Here is a 22,333-nt window from a genome sequence, read left to right as displayed (position 1 = left end):
AAGGAAGCATCCCCTAAAGGGATTGAGCTTCCCTTAGGGTTATTTATTAATTACATGTAAAGCAGATCATCCGAATGCTCTGGAGCATACGAATTGATTTGCTTAAGCGAGTTATTTATAGCCTTTCTGTACAGCGATGAAGAATGCGATTGAACCATTTTGTACTCAGTGACGAGAAGAGGTGAAGTAAAGCAACCTAGATTCGCGTCGAGAGTTAAAGGGCCATCGTTGCAAGATTCAATAACAGCGTAAATGCGCCGCTTCATCACCCTACCCGACAGGTAACGATTAACATGGTTCAGGAACTTGTCAGCCCCAGAAATACTACTCACATCCCAGTTGGCAGAAATTATCTGGTCTGCAACTGAAACGGGTACCGGTTCAACTACTATCTGAGTATTGATTTGATGGTCAACACTGAAGAACCTGGTTAACACTTGTGGAACTGAACTTTCCGCAACCTTTTCTGTAACTGCGAAAATAAGCGGAAGAACCTGAGATAAGCGTGACCGTAACTGGCCATGAAGATGGCTGATGAAATTGTGACCGTTTTCAACCATACCAAGGATTAAATCCTTGTCTGCATTGCTGGAACGATAATAGACATAGTCCAGTTTTTCACGGTTCACACCTTCATTCAGCCAGTCTGGCTCAACATCAACAAGACGCAGGTGAGCTGCTGACACTGAAACCTCAAACTGCAAGGTTTCAAGAGTGACCGGCCCAGCCTTCAACAACGCAGCTCCTGAGCAATATTGTGCAACAGGATGGTTATCCACGTCAGGGCCCCATAAAGGCTCCCAGTCGCGCAGATAACGCATTAAATGCGGTTTTAAAGTCCGGACTGGAATATCAACCTTCACAACAAGACTCTGAATGACTCCGGTTTCCAGATTGACACTTTGGATCGCAGCACCTTCAAAACCCATCTTCACCAGCATCGCTTCAATTAATTTATAAATAGCTTTCATTTTATTGCCCTCGGTTAAGAGGGAATTCTCCCCAAGGGAAGAGTTCCCTCAGGGATTAGATAAGTTGAAAATAAGTTTTAATACCCGTAACGAATAGCGTGTTGTCTTTCTTGAAGGTAGGCTTCGTATTCATCTTTTCCGGATGCGAAGCACTCTTTAACAAAGACACCGCAAAACATTTTAAGATCATCTCTGGCATGCATTTCTTTATCTGACATGACTTTAGCATAATCAGACGTGTCGATATCCGCTAAGCGCCAACCGTACTTCATGTAAACACGATTACTGTGGGCAAAGCCTTTAAGATAGCGGCGTGCATTTTTGATGATCTGACGACTACCAGACATGTCGGATGACAAAAAGTCAGGTGCGATCATCGTTTCCAGAATATCAACTGGCAACCCCTTACAAAATATTTGAACATTATAACTATTGTAACAGTCATGATATTTAAAGTCCTTTATAAGACGGTCAGGTTGGTCAGTTGTTATCTTATTTAAAACATCAAGTGCTAAACGAATACCTTCCTTCATAGTTTCATGTAATTCTACATTCACAAATGAAAAGAAGGGACTCAGTCCTTCTTTGTACGTGAGATAGTCTTCACCAAAACGTCCATGTCGAGTTAAATGCAGCAATCGTTGCTTGTTATATTCACTATCAGTCACGTCGTAACTACCACCGCGCTGTAGAGTGAATCCTTCCTTGACAGTAACCGGGAATCTAATATGGTCAATAAAGAAAGACCGATTCTGCTTATTTTTCACTACATCTAACTGACGTTTAACACAATCCGTAATGTTCTGGTCTTCGAACCCAGGGAACGGGATATCTAAAAATATTGAACTGTATGCGTTAGCATACGAATGAAGAAAATCAAATGAAACATCGGCGTCACAGCGTATACCAGTAAATTTACCGTCACAACCAGTTAAGCAGATAACATTGCTGACCTTCACAGCGTGATTGCGTGACATCAGAAATGCATTAATGATTTTCTCGATAATTTTCATGTAATCCTCTCGTTATAAAAAGGGATTACGCCCATCAGGGGAGTAATCCCCAGATGGGTAGTGTTAATCAGAAATCAGAAAGACCTAAATCTTTATTTCGCCCTGATATCGTGGAAGATATAAGACGATTTACTCGTTTCTGTATACTGTATTCAGACGTCTCACTTATAAAAAGTGGTAATGACTTACCAAGAGACTGTCCATTTCGATAATAGTGACAGACTATATAACCATGTCTCCACCCTGTACTGATATAAGACTTAACACATTTGATAAAACCCGAAGCTGCCGCTTCTGTTCGTAAAGAGGTAAATGATTTCAGATACCGGTCCATTGAACATAGTGCAATAGCTTTAAGAGTTACCTCCAGCATTTCATTCCCGTACTTCACTCTCTTAATTAACTGATCTTCATTACGGTGCAAGAATGCATTCCGCAGTCCGGCAATCAGTATTAAAACTTCTCTGAGTAAAGTACAGAGTCTATTACGCACATATCTCATGAAGTCATCAAAATATAAAAGCCAGAAACAAGCAGCCTGGCTAATCAAGAGATCATGGGAACAAGCTAGCATCTTAGCCAGCTCGATATCTTCGGAACGAAGAGAAAAGTTACTTTCCTCAAACCGTTGTTGCTTTGAATTACACGTATAGAGTTCTATCCATACAGAGATAAATTCAAGCGATTCCATGTCTTCGCAGAGCAATTCAGCACTGCTGATACACTGCTGAAGTTCAAGGCCGATATCATACGATACCGGACAATCTTTCAGAGTCTCGACATAGTCAGGGACGAACCGCGATAAATGCGTTGTTTTCAGGTACAGGCTGAGATGCACTTGTGTCAAAGGATTTACAAGAGACTGTACAGGCATCTCAGTAATGGAAACCGGTACAACACCATCCTTTATCAGAACTGCATTGACAAGATCTGTAGCTAATTTCATAAGGCCTCCAGGTTAAATGCTGAGGGCCCCCCCGATGGGATTGGCCATCAGGGATGTAGTTAAAATATGTGATATGTTTATGCGCAAAGAGCTATGACATTGTCGATATAACTGACAAGAGATGGTCGCTCATCCTTTACTGCAAAATGACGAAGTCCATCCAGATTATATGCCGGTAGAAAATCGGCATAACCACGGGTACGAAGATCATCAACCACAAGTTTTAAATAATCAAATCTTCCAAGAGAACCTCTCAATGGGGGCCTTCCCGGTTTGGACAAAACTTCTAAAGCTTGTTGCCACGTGATATCTTCCGCTTTTCCTGTAGCAAGATTAAAATGCACATAAATGAATGCTTTATAATCTCCACGACAGGTAAGATAGTAATTCGGAAAAAAATATTTATCACAGCGTAACAAACATGTACCTGAAGGGCGAATTACATACAACAGGTTTTTGTCCTTATCTATTATGCTGTGTTTTAAAATCGTAAGGTCAACTTCACTATCATGAAGATAATAGCATGATGATGGTTGCTCAACGATACGAGATGAAATCACAGCAGCAAACTTATTAAATAAGTCTTGATTTTCAGTTTTCATAACAATGCTCTCTTATATTAAACGATGAGCATCACCCTAACGGTAATACTCCCGTCAGGGGTTTTGAGTTATATGGATATACCACGTCATACAACCGACCGTAGCCAGATGTACCGCACATTTATTTAACTGAGCAAGCATCTCAGCCGTAAAAAAAACCTGAATAACAGGTGATTTTCACGAAGGAAATCTAATTATCTGTTTAGTATTTATGAAATTAAACACTAAAGAGATAACCCCCCCCGACCTAAAAAGGCGGGGGAGTTATCGGGTTTAAAGCTGAGCAAGACATTCAGGAGCCCATTTTACTGGGAAGCCATCAGGTCCTGTTAATTTCAATACTTCGTTCCAGTCGATTCCTTTCGTCCCTTCAGGAATATCGAAATCTGGTTCAAAGACTTTAATTGTCAGCTCTGAAGTGGGATATCGCTTTGCAAAAAACTCTTCCATTCGGGCCTGAAGTCGTATTGCTGACTCCATACCCGGGCAAGCGCCTCTTGAATTCACAACATCCTTATCCGCCCAGACGTAAAACTGTATTTCTTTCACATCCGGAGGAGGCAGTAGACTATCCGGCACTTCAACGTTTTCAAGACACCAGGCAGAGCTCGCAGCCCAACACGGTGTTGAAGTCGCTTCAGTTACTGACAGCGCGTTTTCTATGCCTTCAGCCACACCTAACGTCCAGGTACGGGTACCTGAGTTGTAGTGTGGGTCGTACAGCTGAATTGAGCCGCCGGTCATATCGGCAGGCGGTTTCATCATCAGTTTCGGATTCTCTACCCGAGCCTTATCACCATTTTTCTCTACGAACGTTCTATGGATTGTCAGAGGACGTCCCCGTGTATCACGATAAATTGCGATCATTCCCGGGTAAGTTGACGGTTTCTCTAGTGACTTATCCATATAGTAAAGTCGGTTGTTCAGACCAAGATCCTTAGGCAGATTACTCAGAATTCGTTTAAGACCACGATTTCGGAGATACATGCCCACAGGACTCCCTGGCTTGATTTCACCTGTATAGTGATATAACACTTCAAGTTTACGCAGCCGTTTTTCAACTTCATCGCTATCAAGCGTTTCGGTTGCACGAACTGTTGATTTATAACGCCGTTCACTTTCGAGATCCGCATCAGTTAACGGAGCGTACAGATCCATACCAAAGAAATCAGTCAAGATCTTCTTACAAGTCTGGGTTTTGCTCAACTTGTAATACTCTGCCAGCACATCAATACCGTCACAAAATGCATTCACAGGGAAATCATTGTGAATAGCACAACCGGTATAGAGGTCTTTTTTTCGGAAACGGAACTTTGATTTCCCGTCCCCGGTGAAGGGGCAAGGAACCTGGCTAGGTGCTTTATCACAAGCATCTTTAAATGCCGGTATTCTATCGAATACATAGCGCCAGCCAGAGGCTTCCGCAACACGAGCGTGAACCATTTTAATAAAGTGCTCAGATACTTCATGTGGTGTACGCTTAACAGCCGGTGATGCATAAGTCATTTTGTTCTCTCTTATCTGGCATTGTGGGTTTCTCAATGCCCTCTGCGATGCAGAAAACAGGGAGAAACCCACAACGCAGAATCTAAGAATAAGGGCCATAATGGCCCTTAACAATTACGCTTCAGACTTGAAGCCATTATTTTCAAGACGCTGGATAAAACCATCAACCATTGATGTTGCCATTTTTACATTACCCTCCGGTATAGATACATCCCGGAGAATTACTTCTTTTGGCAATTCACTTTTGACAACTTCACCCATGCGACCAAAAATACGGACACGATGCATCATCCCGACTTTTTCATACTCGACACGGTAAGTCTTTATCTGAGTCATATATTGCTCCTTAATCCTTCAGGGAGCAAAACGACCCAACCGGGCGTCATTTTGCCCCGATTGGGTAGAGTTAATTAGATAGAATTTGATGTACTAATTTACTGACCACATTCGGCAGTAAAGAAATATCATCAACATTTACGAAGGTGCCCTCATCAAAACCAATTAACTCATCAGTTTTAATGCCTACACCAGCGATTTCAATACCGTTACTTTCAGCTACCGTAAGAACATCACTAATGGTGTAATCAGACTCTGTCGGATAACCATCAGTAATAAGGAAAACAATTTTCCTGTCAAACTGGCTTTCAAGTAACAATTCTACAGCAGCCATTAAGGCGGAACCCGTTGGGGTATTATTCCCTTTACAGCCGAGTGAAAATTTTGAAAGCGTCTCTTCCGCGTTTTCATCAAACATTTTGATAACTTCAAAGTCTTTGTCGACAAACGGATAAATCACATTAGCAACGTGCATTTTTGAATTAGCTTCAATCGCCAAAGTTAATGCAAGGTCAGTCTTAATTGCGTGGATATAACGGTGATCCAGAATCATAGAACCTGAAATATCACGAACAATAACCAAGCCGACGTGGCCCCGGTTTTTAGATTCGCTTTGCGACCGGAATACATCCCTCACACCCATCGGAGACTGGATCAATCGATTAATGTCGAATGACAAGCCTCTATCACGGGTTTTAAATTGACCACGCATTTTTACCTGCTGTAAAACAGATAAGTCTGCCCCAAGAGTCTGACTGATATTTAATGCTTCATTGTAGACATTCAGATCAATAAGCAAATCTGGAAGATCCCACTCATTTGCACCAAATTCAGCTTTAACCTCATCCGACACACTGGCAGCAATTACGGAGATTTCATTTGCAAGAGCCTCATGAAAATCTTCACTTTCCTCATCGCTGTTAAGAAAATCATCCAGCAATTTGGCAAGGATACTCCACTGCTCAGGAGAAAAGTTACTTTCCCCATCGGAAGGATTTCCATTGGAACTGTCGATTTGGGAAGGAGTTCCGTCAGCATCATACGAGTCAGGGTTAGCCGATTCATCGGTTTCGGGCTCTCCATCAGGTTCACCGTTACCGCTCTCAGCACTTTCTTCATCCCCTTTAGATTGCTCTGACGGCTCATTATCTTCCATAGGTGCTTTACCATTACCAGCATCATCGTCTTGCTCTTCGGAATCTCCATCCCCTTCACCCTGGTTGTCACCATTGGTTTCGGAATCAGGTTCATTCTCAGAGCCAGATGAATTGTCTGTGTCGTTTTGCGGGTCTTTATTCTGATCCTCTTCTTGCTGTTTCTCTTTGGCTTCATCCCGTAAACGCTCTAAAAGAGCCAAGGTTTTACGCGCCAGAGAATCGCAATTTTGCGTACTTTTGCAACTTAGAGCCTGATGAATAATCTCATCAACTTCTAAAATTACAGGCTCAAGGATTTTCTTTGCATAATCGAAAAATGGATCAAGCGTTTCTTTATGCCCTTCTTGCTGGAGAACGTTAACCCGCAATGTATTAAGCAGGAACATTTCAATAAACTGAACAGGGTTTTGAGGGCTTGAAGAAACATCAACCGTCATTCGCCCAGCTTCAACCATCAAGGCATAACTTACCGCGAGGCGCTTTTTTGCCTCCTGATAGTTAATACCCGTTTTCTCTTCCATCTGGACATCATCAAAGAGATTAATAAGTCCATGTAGACGGTAAGCCCGGGCATATGCGATTTTCTTTTGTTTAAGGGTTTGAAATTCAGCGTTCAGCTTATCATCTATACTGATGAAGCCATCTGCATTAATCAGTTCCCCAACAAAAGCTTCACGGTATACTTCATGTTCTGTATAGCGACCGTGTCCAGCTTCATGACATATAAACCCTTCAATTAGCTTGACGAATTTCTCATCGCTATAATCACCATTAGGTAATACACAAACGTTCTTTTCGCTGTTGAAATAAGGTGTATGTACCTTATTGTCTATTACAACATTAAGACCACTTATACCGCTTATCACGCTGGCTATATTCGTCAGGCGTTGAATATGGCGGGGTGAAGATTTCAAATCAAATTTCATTTGAGTACCTTTAATTAATAAAGGGTACTCACCCAGATGGTGAAGTACCCATCTGGGGTTATTTTTACAAGACTAAATCACCAGCCGTTCAGTTCGAGTTCGCTGTTAAAAGCACTATTACTACCACTGGCCTGAAGGGAAACATCTTCTTCAGGGACAACAGCAGACAAAGGTGCAGTTACTGCGTTTTTCTCAACTTCTTCAAGCGGATCTTCTCTGAACACATTTGCTGAAGAAAAAACATCATCCTCAAAAGCATTCTGAGAGTTAGCCGTATTATCCTGTGAATCAATATTGAATGACCGGGTAATGGAATCCAGCCAATCTGTTACTTTCTGCTCACCAGAAATAATACGTTTCAGCATTGACGCATCACTCATGAAATAGAACCATTGCTTTAACACCGCAACATCACGGGGAGAAGAAATGGCGCCTTTGGGTAAATTATTCATGACGTGCTTGATAGCTTCTGCAAGAACAACCGCCTCTTTATGAATGAACATAAAGCTAATGATTTTATCTTGCATCTGTTTTAATCGGTCAATCGTGCTGGAACGCAAATTATCATTTTTACTGATTTTTGCATAAACCTTCATAGCTTCATCGGCCAAATCGATTATCAGTTGTTCCTGATAAAAGTCCTGTGTTTCATCCCCCTCCACACTAATCGGTGAAAACGGAATGAAATGCGCCAGATTAAACCGGAATGATTTAATAAAATCATCTTTCGTTAATTTCAACTGGTCGATTAAATCTGACATCAACGGACTGCGATCTTTCTCAGCCTGAATATGAGTGTCATAGTTATCAACCACATTCTGGATACCGGCTTGAAATTCACGTTCAATTTCTTGTGCCTCTTCCAGAAACTCCTCCATTCTTTCGACAGGCAAAATCCACATATTGCTATAGCGGATACACAACCGTGAACAGAGTGTTGAAATTCGACTAGTGATAGTGCTTTTGAAACTCAGTGCCTTTATGTCTATCCAGCGAACTTCACTTTTAGACACGCTCTTCTGGTCCGTTATATCATCGCCGCCATAGGACAGTTCGATTTTATCGGTACGCCGAGAGCCCTGACAACCACTGATTTCGATTTTTGTTATAACAGCACCTTCCAACAAATCAGGATGTGCTTTTACAAAGTTATCACAGATTTGCTTAGCGGAAACTTTATTAAGTTTAGAAGTATTGAAAGTCATAGGTTTTCTCCAGATTAAAAAAATGGGAAAACCTCCCTGTCGGGAAAGATTTCCCGATAGGGTTAAGATTATTACTTCTCAAGTGTTGTTAAAAGAATTCCAGGAAATTCACTCTCGACAGACGTCGATTGAATACTTCCTTGATACATGAATCCTTTTGATTCAAGGCCCTTAATCATGGCTTCCATATCTTTGTCACAATCTTGATAACAAATAAATGAATAGTCATTATTGTGCTGCTTAAGACCTATATATTGATTTCCTTCCTGTGCAATCGCGAAAGTTTCATCCCCGTCTGCACTCAAAAAACCGTAAAACGAAAGATGAGCAAAGTCTGTCACAAGGCATTCAGCCTTCTGATAACTCGTCCCATCTATAACTACTTTTTTGCAGTGTAATACTCCATTGTACGGTTCTTATCGTCACCGAGTTTTAAATCGATGGCTTCCAGCACCATACCACTGGCATGTGCAGGCAGAGCCGACGCAAAAGCAATTTTAAACGTATCCAGTAAGGACATGGTCTTTAACGTCATCGACGTTCCAACCCATGCCACAAGCTGACGAATATCCATTACACTGTCTTCAGTTCCTATGTTGTTTACTGCAACGGCTACCGAAACGAATTTTTCAATTACCAGCATAGGCAGGCTATTGTAGCGTTTAAGCAAAACGTTGGTTAATGCAACCTCTGAAGGCCTTTCCATCTCCACAATCAGGAAGCGTTTAATAAACGCTGCATCCTGCCGCTGTGATGAAACGAACTTACGAGATCCCCCACTCATGTTTGTGTTTGCTGTACCCATAAACCGCGTAAACTTATTGGCATTAACCACTTCGCCACCGTTGGCGGCTAGTGACCAGGGCTTACGCTCTATAGGCATATGCAGCTTCGCGGCGGTATCAGGGTCAATCTTGTCCACTTCATCCAGAAGAATGAGGTGGCCTTCCTGAAACGCCGTTACAAGCTCGCTGGGCACAAAACTGGTGTTTCCGTTAATGAGACTACGCTCACCTTCAAGTTCATCAGCACGAATATTACTGTTGATTTGCTTTATGGTTAGCGGCCAATTCAGCATATGGCTAATGTACATTGCCATTTCAGTCTTACCAGAACCAGACTCCCCTTTCAGGCATACACTTAAATCTATATCGTTACTTACGAGCAATTGTACTACTTGCTCAAGTATACGAGCATTCGGTATATAATCCTTATTCAGGTTTGCACGATGTGGAGATAAACGTTTAAATACTGGAACTATCATATCCTCGGACATTTCAGGAATACCAAACAAATCTTTGGCCTTAACCAGGTAATATTGTTCCTTATTCGCATATGCTTTTGTAGATATAACATTTGCGGGTAACAGATTACCAATATTTTCTTCCAGTAATGAATTTTCGGTTTCTAATATAGTTGCGGCGTTAGTCATTTTTAAAACTCCGGTAAAATGCAAACACCGCCCGCTGGAAGATGTTTGCCAGTGGCATATTAGTTGAAGGTCATCTTACACGCTGTAACCATCTGTTTTCTGATAGCATCAACGTTGTAACCAAGATGAGTCCCTACAATTTCGAATACTTCAGATTCAATCCATTCGAACTGGCGCTCAAATGTAGGGTTTACGATAACCCAACCTGATGTATCCCTTAATGTTAACTTGTTATTTACGACAAGTTTTTCAAACAAATTAATTGTTGATTTAAATGCTTTAGAATAGACATCCATTATATCCCGATCAGTCCATTTTACTGCCAGTTTATTTTCTGCCAATAAATAGTCACGGTCGAAAAAGATATCCCATCCCATATCTTCCTTACAATCATGCAAAATAATCTCTTTATCCTGATGATATTGAGATAATTTAACATTTTCACTTTCAAAACTGTGCGTGTATTCATACAAGCTTTTTTTAAGCTCTGACCTAAACTCAATAGCATCTATACCATGAGTGGCACATGTAAGCTCAAATGACTGCGACATATACCAACGTGTTTCTGCTTCAAGAAGCGGATTCACTTTGATATTTCCGAATTCATCAGTTGTATAGAGTGATTTTGTAAAGACAAGATATTTAACGTTTTCCAACGACTCTTCCATTGCGACGACGTATAACTGATATACATCTTCAGGAGCCCAGTCGATAACCAGACCACCTAATTCTGCATTGTATTCTTCTAAAGTGAAGAGATAATCAGTTTCAGAAGCAAAACTAATTCCATGCAGAATTTGATTGTTGAGTAATTTGGAACAATGACCTAGCAATGCAACATCATCCGACACATGAGGCACCAGTTCCGGGCCAGAATGTTTTTCTTCTGATTGCATGCTTTGCTTTTGGGCTATTGCATTATTTATATATTCAAGCGGAGACTCAACTATGGGTATTATTTCATTTTCCTCTTCTTCAAAATCGAATATAGAGAAAAAATCCATTTGTTTACCAATAAATGATGTCGAGCTAATTTTTTGTTTCATGGGGCCTCCAAAGGGAGATCTCCCATGAAGGGATTTCTCCCCTTTAGGGTGGTTTAAATGTCAGATCTGTCTAAAGCTACTTTGCCCAAAACCCTTGGGGGGTTTAGGTATGTGAGCTAACTTACTTGTTGCAACGACTCTCATGTAGTCAAGAGGGTGCTCTCTCCCTTCCAACGTGACAATATCCACAACAAGATAACCGGAGACCATTAACTCATCACCTTGATTTATACCAGTGAAACAGCCTGAATACATTTCTGGTGACACTTTGATTTGAATAGAAAATTCTCTCTCAGCGATTTCACCATTAATTTCAGTCTTCATTCTGTTTTTGAGCTTTATTAATAACCCAACGTTACCGTCAGTCATTTCTTTCTCCATTGCACTGATAACTATCCCGGACACTTTAACTTCATTAACATATTCAAGATGTGACATTTCTTCTCTCCTCATTTTAATCAAAGAGAAGCCCTGTCAGGGTTCCCCCTTAACAGGATTAAATAAATTTATTTACAATGAACATCAATGACATCATGCCAAGAACAGCAAAACAAAACGTCTGACCAAAAGGTCTTGGTTCTTTAGCTGTTTTAGCGCTATTGACTTGAGTCAAAAGTTCATCAATTGTTAACTGCCGTTTTTCTGCCTTCATTTTGTCATCTAAATATTGCGCTTCTCGTTTTGTGAGAAATTCAATTTTAGATTTGATAGCATGGTCCCAGCCTTTGGAATCGAAAACGCTCAATTCACTAAAGGTATGTAGCATGAGTTCATCAGGAAAACCTAATTCTTTCATTAAGGGACGGACGGCTGCATACAATGCATCTACAGTTTCATAATGTGCCTTTGTCACTTCATTAAAGCGATTACGCAATGCTAATTTATCGCGCTTCACAATAATTTCAGAAACCCAGGCAATCAACTGATCATTTTTTAACTCTCTGGATTTATCGAGTGAATAATCTAGGTCATCCACATCAAGGAATGTGTTCAACCCATACTTTTCAAACTCTTCATTTAAAAACTTATCCAGTTCAGCTAAAGTTTTAAACATGGGAATTGCAGGTGCTTCTTTGAGTAGCTTATAAGCCTTCTCAAAGTCAATTGGATTGACATGAATTTGCTGCATTTCTACATGATAATAAGTTGAAAAAGCTGAAAGCTTTTGGGCCAGCATAGAAACCGATTTTAAAGAGTTCAGTTCAATTATAGTTGGTCCGTCTTCATTCAAAATAACAATAAGGTCATTATCATGCCCTGAGTAAATAATCAGAGATTCCAATAACTTCTTGTTAACTGCCTTGTCCATATCCGGAATCAGATCGGCGAAGGCCAGAAGAAGGGCTTTACTGCGTGCTTTGCTTTTAGACATTTGGGGTCACCTATATATAGTAAGAAGGAAGGAATAATGGAATATTCCAACACAAAGGCAAAGCCTGTCATTCATCTCCCGTAAGCTATGAACCGCCTGATTTATACTTTCTGGCATTAGAAGTACGCAACGAAAATAGCTCAATCAAGAGCTAAATTAGTTACGATTTGGTAAATTCGGTTTGCCTTTTTACGGGCATAGGAAAGGCACCAGCGACAAAGGTGACATTTTGCCGGTGGTGCCTTGCAGCTTAAGTAAGCTGGCCGCTTTTCACGGCTGAATCCGCGCTTAATGCGCAAAGTAACTTTTGTCAGTTACTTGAAATGTGGGAGCGATAATACAAAGCTCAATATTCTTATACAACATAGAGTCATTATTGTAAATACTGATTGGAAAATTCTTCTGTTAAATTTGATTCTATTCTCATATTCGCTGCCTCTTTCAATTTTTCTTCGGCGCATTCGCTTAAAAAGAAGGACGGATCACCGTACCACATTACATGCAGCTGTTGTTCTGCTCGTGTAAATCCTACAAATAGAAGTCTTCTCTCTTCTTCAATCGCTTCCTGCCCCACTGATCTCTTGCTTGGGATCTGGTCAGCATTGCAACTCATAATAATGACTTTTTTCCATTCTAGCCCCTTCGAACCATGCAATGTCGATAAAACTACTTTATCCGGCGTATATTCCTCATCCTTCTTTTTAGGCCCCAAACACATCGCCGCAGCTCGATTTATCATGTTTTGCCAGCCATTTTTCTCAGCCCATTGCTTACAGGTATCTAACGCAATTCGTGTCAGTGAAGGTGAACCTTTCTGAGTCCTCATTTTTATTGATGACAATTCCATCCATTTAATCAGATTTGCGAAGCGCTTTTCGATTTCAACTTTATCCCGAGTCTCCTGTGTAAACCGGGTGAAGTTTGAGTGAAGTGTTCTTGTTTCCAGGGAACTTGCATCTGGGATGCTCAGTTCACCAAAAGTTACTTTTCTCCCTTTCATGCTAAATGCTGTTTGATCCAAAACTTCTTCATTTTCACCGAAAAGCGCCAGCACCCTCTTCATTAATCGAACATCGTTGGACTGCCGAAAGAAAGCCATCAGATGCAGTACGTCGCTCGTCTCTTTCTCATCCCAAAAGGACTTGCCTCCATAACGAAGAACCGGCTGCTCTATGAGGCTTTCAAGCTGATCAAGATGTGCATTACCTCTGCTAAGGATTGCCCAGCCATTTGGGTCTTGGTTAATTAGATTGAGGATGCCTTGAATCTGTTCATCCATATCAACATATGAGCGGAAATTAACTTTTCCACCACCACTTTTAGCTGAACGCAGATCCTTAACGTATCTGTAAACATTTTTTTCAATCAATGCCCCTGCAACCTTAAGAATTTCTGGTTCACACCTGAAACAGGTATTTAGATAAAATATGTTTGGCCTGAATTGTTTTTCAAATTGCTGGAATATTTTTACCCCGCCGGAGGCCCTGAAAGAATAGATTGCCTGATCATCATCCCCTACGATGCTCGTGTTAACACCACCCCTTGTATGTAGTGCGATCCAGGCATACTGAATCGAGTCGGTGTCTTGCACCTCATCTACAACTAAATGCGTCAAATTTAGTGGCTGCATTTTTCCTGAGTGCATCTGGCCCACGACAAAACGTGAGAGTGCATTTAAGTCAGCTACGTGGTCTTTCTGACATATTGCCTGGTATGTGTTGAACAAGTGGATTTGTTGACGCGTATGGCGAACTGAAATGATGTCTGTATCCATTTCCCTTCCAATCGCATCAATAGCAAATTCAGCTTCCGGGTAACGGAAAGGCGCGCCTGACTCCTTTAACGCACGATGAATTACAGAACGCTGTGCCGAGCTAATCAGCATCTTGCCCTTCCAGTTGACCATGTCCAGTTGCATCCGGATAAAGCCGTGGAAAGTATTTACCAGCACCCTATCCTGGTCTTTTTTACTTAACCGACTTTTCAGCTTTTCAGCCAATGAATTTGTTGCAGCGCGAGTAAATGTGACCATTCCAACCTTGGCATATGGGAACTGCCTGAGGATTGAGATCACAGCCTCGATCATCGTAAATGACTTCCCAGACCCTGGTGCTGCAATAACCATATTATTTGCGTTTGCATTTTCAATGATGACCCTTTGCTCATCTGTTGGTTTACCCATAAAAGCCTCTGAATATTTAGTCCCACTGATTATACGATTTAATTTAGAGGGATTTTTCTTTACAAGGCTGGTTTTTGTTCGCTTCACATTTTTTCATTTTTTCTGCATTTTGGTTGTTTGAGAAACTGACGAGTATGAAATAATGCTTCTAGACAAAAAAATCATTCAAAGAAGGGTCTCAAATGAAAACTAAACGTTTTGTATCTCTGGTTTCTGCTTTTGTTGCCAGTGCATCGCTGGTTGGTTGTGCCCGGGATGCTGGTAAAACCCCGAATTCTGCACAGCACAGCGACACTCATGGGCTCTACTGGCATGCTAATTCTAAAGACTCGGTAGCCAAAAATGCTTACTCTTTGGCCGGTTTTGACGTTACTTTTAATGAAGAAACAGTCCAGCCGGGTGGCGATGCAGATAACTTGCTTTCCAAACTGCTAATTAGTGGCTCTATGGGCTATGTTACAGGAGGGCTCAGTGGATTAAGTATTATGAGTTTGGGATCAATGTACAGCTCCTCTGACGCTGAATATATCCAGGTTAACCAATACGTCGTCTTTGTCCCGAACCCTAAAAAACTTCCTTATAACGATGAAAGCTTAGTACGTGCCGGTGCTGCATATGTTTATAATCACACCAAAGAGTCACAGGTGGCACTCGGGTTCAATCCTTCGAAGCAAAGTGCGGCTCTGGCTTCATGCAAGATTGATATGGCAGTGATGAATAAATGGAGTACCTGCGACCTCCCTTCAAAGCCAGCTGCCGACGTAATGCCGACTAAGTCCATGTACAGCTTCCAGGTTATTCGCCCAGCGTCTGGATCTGAAATCCCTCAACTTAATCTACCTGCCGGTGATTATTCAGTAGTTCGTTACGTATTCATTCCATTTAAAGGCAATGAATCTAGTACTAACTTCTCAGGTATTATTTTCCGTTCTGACAGTCCAAAATTCACTACCCCAGGTGGCGTTGCTGCATCTATTAACGGTAAAGATTATTATCTTTTCGCAGGAGAATATGGTCAGAAGGGTTTCCCTGAAAAAACTCTTAAAGCAAAATAAAAATAAAGGGGCTTTACAGCCCCTACATTTAGTATTTTGGTAATTCCTTCCCAGTAATTGGGTCTACATAAGTTGACCCAACTTCACAAATCGCGGGCCGTGGTAGATAGCTACAGTCCACATTCTCCTCTTTAATTGCCTGATTATTTTCCTGTCTAGCTTTTATCATATTATCCTCACCACCCATTGATTCTTTCGTTCTTTGGGATGGAAGTTGGTAATTTTCATTTTTAAATGGCAAATTTTCTGTTATCGATGACTCGGAGAATGTAGCGTACTGATCAGGAACTTCTCCGACCTGGACGGCATCGTTAATCCATTCAGTTAAATCGATCTTATCAAAATCTAATCTCTGTATTTGACTAATTGATAATCCAACGCAACTCGAAGCAACCGGATCTATTCCAAGTTGAGGATACGCCTGCTGCATAATCACGCGAGATAACATTGAATTGTAGCAGCACATGTCTGTTGCTTTTTTAACACACTTCTTTGTAAATCCCATATTGAGATATTTAACACAGCGTTCAGTATCCAGTGTGAAACAGGATTTCTGATTTTTATGAATAGACGCTTCCATTTCTTTTTGATCACAGGCCACAAGCATTTCAAGCAACATTTTTGTTATTTGATATGCGGTATAAATCCAGCCAATGACATTTAATGCAAGCATAAAGTTTTGAATTGCTGCTGAAAAGACTACTTCGCCACCCGTTGTCGCTACATTTTTAAAAACGAAGTCCCTTACTGTATCGGGAAGCAAGTCATATGCTTTTTCCATGGCCATCTTCTTAAGGGTACCAAGCCCGAAAGAGCTCATTGTCTCCTTAGCAAGTTGACCACTTCCACCAGCAGTGGATGAACCTACTGTTCGCCCAAGGTTACCGGCCACATTTTCGTAGACGCTGGTTAGCGAACTGGTGACATTGTTCCACATCTGACCAACAGTTTTACCTGCCGATGCTGTCCATTCACCAACCGAGTTAGCCATTGAAGCCCAGGTTCCACTCTCCCCACCGGTCCAGCTTACCAGCTGAGCATTCACTCGTGTCCAGTTCGTGTTTCGGATCATCGACCCAGCCAGCATAATCGCCTCTAGTGAGCCAGCGGTACCCTGTGGCTGTTCGCAGCAATCTGTTTTGGCCAGCCCGTTCACAAAACCAACGGACCTGCCGCACCATTCTGCTTTCCCCTCAAAGACGGAGCAGGAATTAGGGTCGTTGGGATCTTCGCATTTTGCCTCACCCTGCATGTACTGAACCATGTTTGAGTACGCGGCCACTTTCCCAAAATCATTGTTTTCCTCTTTTGGGCCGGTTTCGCATGTTCCACCAGAACATGGGATCATACCTACACAGGCGTTAGTCTGTGACTCTACCTCTCTGACGACGTCCTTACCTCTGTCACACGTATATTTCTGCTCATACATGTAGCATGTATTTGTGCCTTCATCGAACCAACCTTCTGCACAAGTCTGTGTATCGAGCACACACGCAGCATCATTTTTATATGTGCCGCAAGCGTCAGGCATATTTTTAATGTCGTCGTAGTTGTAGCAGAGGTCTTTTCCTGCGGCGTCTTTCATGATGTTTCCCTTCGCATCATATGAGCACAGCTTTTCCTTCGCCAGGGGATCACAGAAGTAACCTTCAAGGTTTGTTTTCCAGGTTAAGAACCCGGTATCGCCTTTATAAAGCGGTGTGGCCATTTTAAGCACAGTTTCCGGGAGCCGCTTTGTACCGACATCCATGTTCACAAACCGGTCAAACCGACAGAATGAATTCGGCGTTTGTACTGCATCAAAACAACCTGCGGGTTCCTGTATATGTTTATCCTCCAGCTTCATATTTTCAAAAGTCAGCTCAACTTCAAAATAGCCTTCCCCACCGCCACCTACCCAAACGCGTGACGCCATTGTCACTTCACGGTCCACCTCCTGATATACAGAGTTTCTTACCTGGTCGGTAATATCGTAGACTTTGTCAAGCTTCCATGATTTTTTCAGCTCCCATGGCCCTTGTGGTGATGGATAATTGCTACTTCTATATTCTCCATCTATGTGAGCAAAAATCTGCGTTCCATCAAGCGTGACCCTCATATGATCATCCCACTCTGCATTAATTATTTTCGCAGTTGCAAGCTTTGCATCAGGATGAAATTTTAAGGTTAATGAGTTGTCATATACTCCATCGTTCCAATAGTTGTCGTCTCTTCTGCCGAACCAGACCCTCACACAATTATCCCCGCACATAGACATATCACCATTACCACCTGAGATATAAACAGGTACGGAAAAATCACGAGTTATTGTGCAACTATTAAAGTTATCTTTCTTGGGTGAGTTGCAGTAAAACTCTTTATAATCTGGATAGTGTGTAGTAATAGTTTGTTTTTTTGTTTCCGTATTGCAACTCTGTAGCCAGTTGCCTGTACCGGCTACAGCATTACCAATTTCATTTCGGCCAGCATTGAACATAGGGTCGTTAGGTTTAATATTAGATGCTGGGTTGTCTTTATTTGCATTCACCAGTGTACGGTAGGCAACCCCATCGTAACTCTGCGCTTCAAACAGCTGACTTTTTCGATTTTTGATGTCATTGATGAATCCATCCTCATCTCCATACCGGCCACCGGAATTAAACTGAATATCACTGTGCTTCTGCTCTGAGCTGAATAGCTCTCCTGTACTGGTTTTGGTTCCTGCCGTTGTATTCGTGTTGTTACTTATACCAATGTTACCGCTACTGTCTCTGGAAAGTAACTTTGCCCCCTCTTTCGTATAATTAGAGTTGATCGTACCGCCCGTCATGCTCGGTAACTGTACGGTCTTACCGATCGACTTGCCGTCAGATGCAGCATTACTCATAACACTTTCGTTTGAGTTCAGCGCCCCGTACTTCCCAACGTCTAAGTTTATTGAATCTGCTTTACCTACATATTTATCTGATATTTTTCCGCTCAGGTTTTCCCCGGAATCAGCATTCTTGTACTTCTCTACAATATCCTGAGCACTTGTTGTTGCATTTCGATTTGCGTTGGGGTTCGCAAGGTCAAAATTGTTTTCCAACTGATCAAATATCGCATCAGCTGCGTATATTTTTGGTGTCATAACCATGTTAATGAGCGAAACGTAAAATGCCCAACTCATAGTATTTGCGAGCATAGACGCAATAATTGTTGAAGCAATTAATTTCCTAGTTTTCATATTAAAAGCCTCCTGCAATTAAGCGCCGGGATTAAAACGCACGCAACAGTCATTATATCTCCATAGCATATAGACATAATTATCTATGCCTATTTTCTTTCGTCCACCTTTCAGCGTTGACCAATCATGTACGGAGTCACCAAGCCTATGGCAGCAATCAGGCCCTTTAGCTTCTGGCGTTGGGTAAAGCATTGAAAGTCTATATTGTGAACGAGGAGTGAAGTATTCCCATGTTTTCTCACACATTGCATCTGCTCCCATTGTTCTCATTAGCATTCCTTGCCGATGTAACTTAGTTAGTAGTCGTTGTGTAATAAGGGAACTGGTTCTGACGGCATCATCATTCGCATAGACGTGCCCTGTAAGCGGGTACAAGTTACCATCACAACCGGCACAAAAATAGGCAGCCAAATTATCCTTTCCGGCAGTCACTGCCACGCAGTCAGCAGCACATACCATTGAGGCAATAGGGTTTGCAAATACCACAGCTTCGGGGTTCAGCACGAGCGTCAACAGATCACTTTCCCACATTGGATCAACTTCGCTGATATACGTCAGACTGGCATCAATATAAGGTTCTGCTGTACATTCACCGATTATCAGCAATTTCAACATTGTCATGATCGGGAATTCCCAGAGATGTACGTCGTAGAATCCGGCTTCTGTAGCAGTCATAGGCTGGTTAGTATTGCTCTTGCCAATATCGAACTGTGATTTTTGCAACATGGTTCCCTCCAAAAATGGGCTGCACCATGGGCTTTTCACTACTTCTACGATTTTAACTGGCTGGAAAAAACTTAACTGCCATCCGATTTCTGGTATCCCATTTTGGTCTGTGCAATAGCAGCCGGGGCGTGAGGGTGCGGCACCTTCAGGTGCCGCACCAATTCCCATGATCCGCATCGGGAAGATGCAACTCCAGCAGATATTTTTGATTAGTCCCTGCCACACACCAGCTGACTGGCACATTGCTCCCGGGACGCCGGTATCTGCGGCCATGGTCATTGCAGGCAGGGAAAATGACAGCATGACAGCAACCAAAATTTCCAAAAGTAACTTTTTTAGCTTCTTCACCGGCACGCTCACTATTTAGTAATGAATGTTGTCACGCTTTCCATATACGTAACCACTTTGTTGAAATACTCTCTCATCAGGTCCGGGTAATTCAGAGTCAGCCATGTGGCCAGCAGCGCCCCTAAAATAAATCCGATCTTCATATCAGTTCTCCTCTGCCGAGATTTTTTCTCCAACACCACGTATTTCAGCTTCACTGAATTGCGTTATCCGGAATTTATCTTTTTCAGTTGAAATCAACACTGGAGTGTTTTTAATCTGGAAGCGGGAAATAATTTGCTCATTGACTTTGAATACTTTCCCGTTAAATTTCTCGCGCAGATCATTCAGATGGTCCCAACCATTTTCCTGTTTAATTCGCGTAAACATCGGCATAACCTGTCCGCTGCCAAGAAGTTGGCGATATTGCTTCTCAGCCCAATCAAGCTGCCCCGGATTCAATGGGTCAAAAATTATCATGGTGAGGTTCTGCGGGAACCTGCTCAGCGGGTTAATCAGCTCGCCCGCAGAAGCAATGACGCGGCCCTGCTTATCTTTCACGTCCTGAGTGACCCTGATAGTCGGGTCAATTAACCATTCCTTGTGCTCCTGAGCCGGAGGCAGATTAACCATGAATTGGTTCTTCCATGTGTCTGCAACAGCTCGCTTCTTGGCGCCCTCCCAGTCATACTTTTGTGCTCGCTCTTCGAGCTCTTTAATAATGCTTTTCTCTTCGACCGGATAGGTCGTACCAGCATTAGGTAAAATATCCTGATCGGGATTTCTGGCCAGTTCTCGCTGGAAGAAATCAACGTTAAACGAACCGACCATTTTAGCGAATCGGGATTCCTCACGGGAGATAATTGTCGGGACCTGCGTGACCTGGTACTGGTCAAACGCATCAGGGTCAATCGTAATCAGTGGAGAGTCAAACTTCCCCTTCACCACCAACTGATTGATTGCAGCCTGAGTCTCCGGAAGACGCGTCGTGCCTTTCTTCAGACCATTAAAAACCACTCTCGCCTTATTTTGTGACGCGGTACGGAGTAGATCTTCTAGGACGTAATCAGGCAGGCTAAATGACGCAAAGATAGTGATACCGTTTTCTGTCGAAAGCACCTCTTCCCGTCTGCTATCTATTTTTCGTTCGAAGTCAGCGGCGGTGATCCCTGAGGTACCAAACATTTTTTCGATATTCGTCGACTGGCTGCGCATTACTTCTGGTTTATTTTCGACAGACTTCAGTGCTGAGTCGTTCAGCTGAATATTTCCCTGAATTTCATCACGTCTGCGAATAATGTCATTAACTGCTTCAGAATTATTATTCTGAGCGCGTATAGCCTGAGTATGATCGATAACCGCCTGCACACTGTCAGCATTCATACCCGGTACATAGCCCCGATTCGTTGGCTGACTGATGTCCCTGTTTTGCTTCAAAGCTTCAGCCTGGCGGACGTACTTCTGGACATCCGGAGAATCCAGAGAGCCTGACGAGAGCGGGCCTTCTGCTGTTTCCGGCGGCGTTGACTGAGCGCCCAATACTTGAGCTTGCCTAGCAATGTCGTCAGCAACCTGTTGATACTGGGGGCTAGCCGTAGCGGTGGACATCAAGGCGTAAAACGCCAGGCAGGTGGCCAGAGGCTTAATCGTTGTTTTTAATTCAATAGATCGCATATGTTTTCCCAATAACTGAAGTCAACTTAACCGGCCCCCAAAATCGTGAGTCCCATGAGTGATCCGTTTGGCCAATTAAAAAAACTTCTCCTTTCGGAATAGTTAATTCTCTTTCAATAGACTCAGCAGGTATGTTGTATTTCATTGAAATACGTCTGGCATTAGCTTTATAAAACTTGCTCCCGTTATAAACGCCATCCATTGTGACTCTTAGGCGATCTCCGCCTACCCCCGCCACAATTTTAATAACCTTCTCATTTTCACGTATAAATCGGACTGATTTTGGCATATGAAATGCAATGATGTTTCCTGCCTTGACAGATTTATCCTTCAAGTCAATCATGTAAAAATCAGCAGGTAAACAACCATTTAATAGCCCATGTCCAAATGTAAATCGAGTAAAGAAGATGGCCAGTACCAGTATCAGAATTGCCAAATTGATCGGCACGTACCAATCAAAACTCAGTAACCCACGCTTCTTAGGTATGTATTCGCTCATAACCTGCTTCTCTCAGATACCGGAACCAAAGGACTAATTTTTACATTACCTTAATACCTATTATCCATGTTTTGGACCGTCATTATTTCTACAAAGCCAGTTATTTCTGATAATTTACGCCCCTCTTTTTCTTTCATTATTGCCATTGATTGG

General features: G+C 42.2%; 20 protein-coding genes. 1 reads left to right on the top strand and 19 read right to left on the bottom strand.

Translation table 11 applies throughout. The annotated features are described in order from the left end of the window. Positions 1 to 50 precede the first annotated feature (50 nt). From ACQG11_RS23290 to trhI, 14 genes are all read right to left on the bottom strand, one after another. Entirely contained in the window at positions 51 to 971 is a 921-nt protein-coding gene (locus tag ACQG11_RS23290) for a hypothetical protein (RefSeq protein WP_022652176.1), read from the bottom strand. Positions 972 to 1,048: 77 nt separating this feature from the next. After that, entirely contained in the window at positions 1,049 to 1,984 is a 936-nt protein-coding gene (locus ACQG11_RS23285; protein WP_015063138.1) for a hypothetical protein, read from the bottom strand. Positions 1,985 to 2,051: 67 nt separating this feature from the next. Beyond that, complete coding sequence (locus ACQG11_RS23280) at positions 2,052 to 2,930, bottom strand: hypothetical protein (RefSeq protein WP_015063137.1); 879 nt, start codon at positions 2,928 to 2,930, stop codon at positions 2,052 to 2,054. Positions 2,931 to 3,007: 77 nt separating this feature from the next. Continuing rightward, on the bottom strand, positions 3,008 to 3,532 hold the full coding sequence (locus tag ACQG11_RS23275) for a hypothetical protein (RefSeq protein ID WP_022652175.1): 525 nt from the start codon (positions 3,530 to 3,532) through the stop codon (positions 3,008 to 3,010). A gap of 273 nt (positions 3,533 to 3,805) precedes the next feature. Next, positions 3,806 to 5,038, bottom strand: coding sequence for a DUF7146 domain-containing protein (locus ACQG11_RS23270; RefSeq protein WP_032610499.1), 1,233 nt, complete (start codon positions 5,036 to 5,038; stop codon positions 3,806 to 3,808). A gap of 114 nt (positions 5,039 to 5,152) precedes the next feature. After that, positions 5,153 to 5,374 carry a hypothetical protein gene (locus tag ACQG11_RS23265; RefSeq protein WP_015063134.1) on the bottom strand — a complete coding sequence of 74 codons (222 nt, stop codon included), beginning with the start codon at positions 5,372 to 5,374 and terminating at the stop codon, positions 5,153 to 5,155. A gap of 70 nt (positions 5,375 to 5,444) precedes the next feature. Further along, positions 5,445 to 7,457 carry a VWA domain-containing protein gene (locus tag ACQG11_RS23260; protein ID WP_134390574.1) on the bottom strand — a complete coding sequence of 671 codons (2,013 nt, stop codon included), beginning with the start codon at positions 7,455 to 7,457 and terminating at the stop codon, positions 5,445 to 5,447. A 77-nt stretch (positions 7,458 to 7,534) separates the two neighbouring features. Beyond that, a complete protein-coding gene (locus tag ACQG11_RS23255; protein WP_015063132.1) occupies positions 7,535 to 8,662 on the bottom strand; it encodes a DUF3150 domain-containing protein in 1,128 nt (375 codons plus the stop codon). 71 nt (positions 8,663 to 8,733) lie between these two features. Continuing rightward, complete coding sequence (locus ACQG11_RS23250) at positions 8,734 to 9,003, bottom strand: hypothetical protein (RefSeq protein WP_032610391.1); 270 nt, start codon at positions 9,001 to 9,003, stop codon at positions 8,734 to 8,736. Between the two features lie 38 nt (positions 9,004 to 9,041). Next, complete coding sequence (locus ACQG11_RS23245) at positions 9,042 to 10,094, bottom strand: ATP-binding protein (RefSeq protein WP_022652173.1); 1,053 nt, start codon at positions 10,092 to 10,094, stop codon at positions 9,042 to 9,044. Between the two features lie 59 nt (positions 10,095 to 10,153). Then, a complete protein-coding gene (locus ACQG11_RS23240; RefSeq protein WP_022652172.1) occupies positions 10,154 to 11,140 on the bottom strand; it encodes a hypothetical protein in 987 nt (328 codons plus the stop codon). 60 nt (positions 11,141 to 11,200) lie between these two features. Further along, positions 11,201 to 11,578, bottom strand: a complete 378-nt coding sequence (locus tag ACQG11_RS23235; protein WP_022652171.1) for a hypothetical protein — start codon at positions 11,576 to 11,578, stop codon at positions 11,201 to 11,203. A gap of 58 nt (positions 11,579 to 11,636) precedes the next feature. Further along, entirely contained in the window at positions 11,637 to 12,512 is an 876-nt protein-coding gene (locus ACQG11_RS23230) for a hypothetical protein (RefSeq protein ID WP_015063128.1), read from the bottom strand. Between the two features lie 373 nt (positions 12,513 to 12,885). Further along, on the bottom strand, positions 12,886 to 14,694 hold the full coding sequence (trhI, locus tag ACQG11_RS23225) for an IncHI-type conjugal transfer helicase TrhI (RefSeq protein ID WP_015063127.1): 1,809 nt from the start codon (positions 14,692 to 14,694) through the stop codon (positions 12,886 to 12,888). Between the two features lie 182 nt (positions 14,695 to 14,876). Here trhI and ACQG11_RS23220 point away from each other — a divergent pair, with 182 nt between their 5' ends. Then, the gene (locus ACQG11_RS23220) at positions 14,877 to 15,749 is read left to right on the top strand and encodes a hypothetical protein (RefSeq protein ID WP_015063126.1); all 873 of its coding nucleotides are present in this window, start codon (positions 14,877 to 14,879) and stop codon (positions 15,747 to 15,749) included. Between the two features lie 28 nt (positions 15,750 to 15,777). Here ACQG11_RS23220 and trhN read toward each other — a convergent pair whose 3' ends face one another. The 5 genes from trhN to trhF are packed head-to-tail and all read right to left on the bottom strand — an operon-like array spanning position 15,778 to position 22,180. Next, on the bottom strand, positions 15,778 to 18,954 hold the full coding sequence (gene trhN, locus ACQG11_RS23215) for an IncHI-type conjugal transfer protein TrhN (protein ID WP_015063125.1): 3,177 nt from the start codon (positions 18,952 to 18,954) through the stop codon (positions 15,778 to 15,780). A gap of 18 nt (positions 18,955 to 18,972) precedes the next feature. Continuing rightward, positions 18,973 to 20,028 carry an IncHI-type conjugal transfer protein TrhU gene (trhU, locus tag ACQG11_RS23210; protein WP_022652170.1) on the bottom strand — a complete coding sequence of 352 codons (1,056 nt, stop codon included), beginning with the start codon at positions 20,026 to 20,028 and terminating at the stop codon, positions 18,973 to 18,975. 11 nt (positions 20,029 to 20,039) lie between these two features. Beyond that, on the bottom strand, positions 20,040 to 20,171 hold the full coding sequence (locus ACQG11_RS23205; protein WP_022652169.1) for a hypothetical protein: 132 nt from the start codon (positions 20,169 to 20,171) through the stop codon (positions 20,040 to 20,042). A 1-nt stretch (position 20,172) separates the two neighbouring features. After that, on the bottom strand, positions 20,173 to 21,681 hold the full coding sequence (gene trhW / locus ACQG11_RS23200; RefSeq protein ID WP_015063123.1) for an IncHI-type conjugal transfer protein TrhW: 1,509 nt from the start codon (positions 21,679 to 21,681) through the stop codon (positions 20,173 to 20,175). Further along, positions 21,668 to 22,180 carry an IncHI-type conjugal transfer protein TrhF gene (gene trhF, locus ACQG11_RS23195; protein WP_015063122.1) on the bottom strand — a complete coding sequence of 171 codons (513 nt, stop codon included), beginning with the start codon at positions 22,178 to 22,180 and terminating at the stop codon, positions 21,668 to 21,670. Before trhF ends, trhW begins: the two co-directional genes overlap by 14 nt. Positions 22,181 to 22,333: the final 153 nt, after the last annotated feature.

The sequence above is a fragment of the Enterobacter cloacae complex sp. 372C4 genome, assembly GCF_050030615.1.
GTDB lineage: Bacteria > Pseudomonadota > Gammaproteobacteria > Enterobacterales > Enterobacteriaceae > Enterobacter > Enterobacter intestinihominis.
This window is presented reverse-complemented; position numbering and strand designations above follow the sequence as displayed.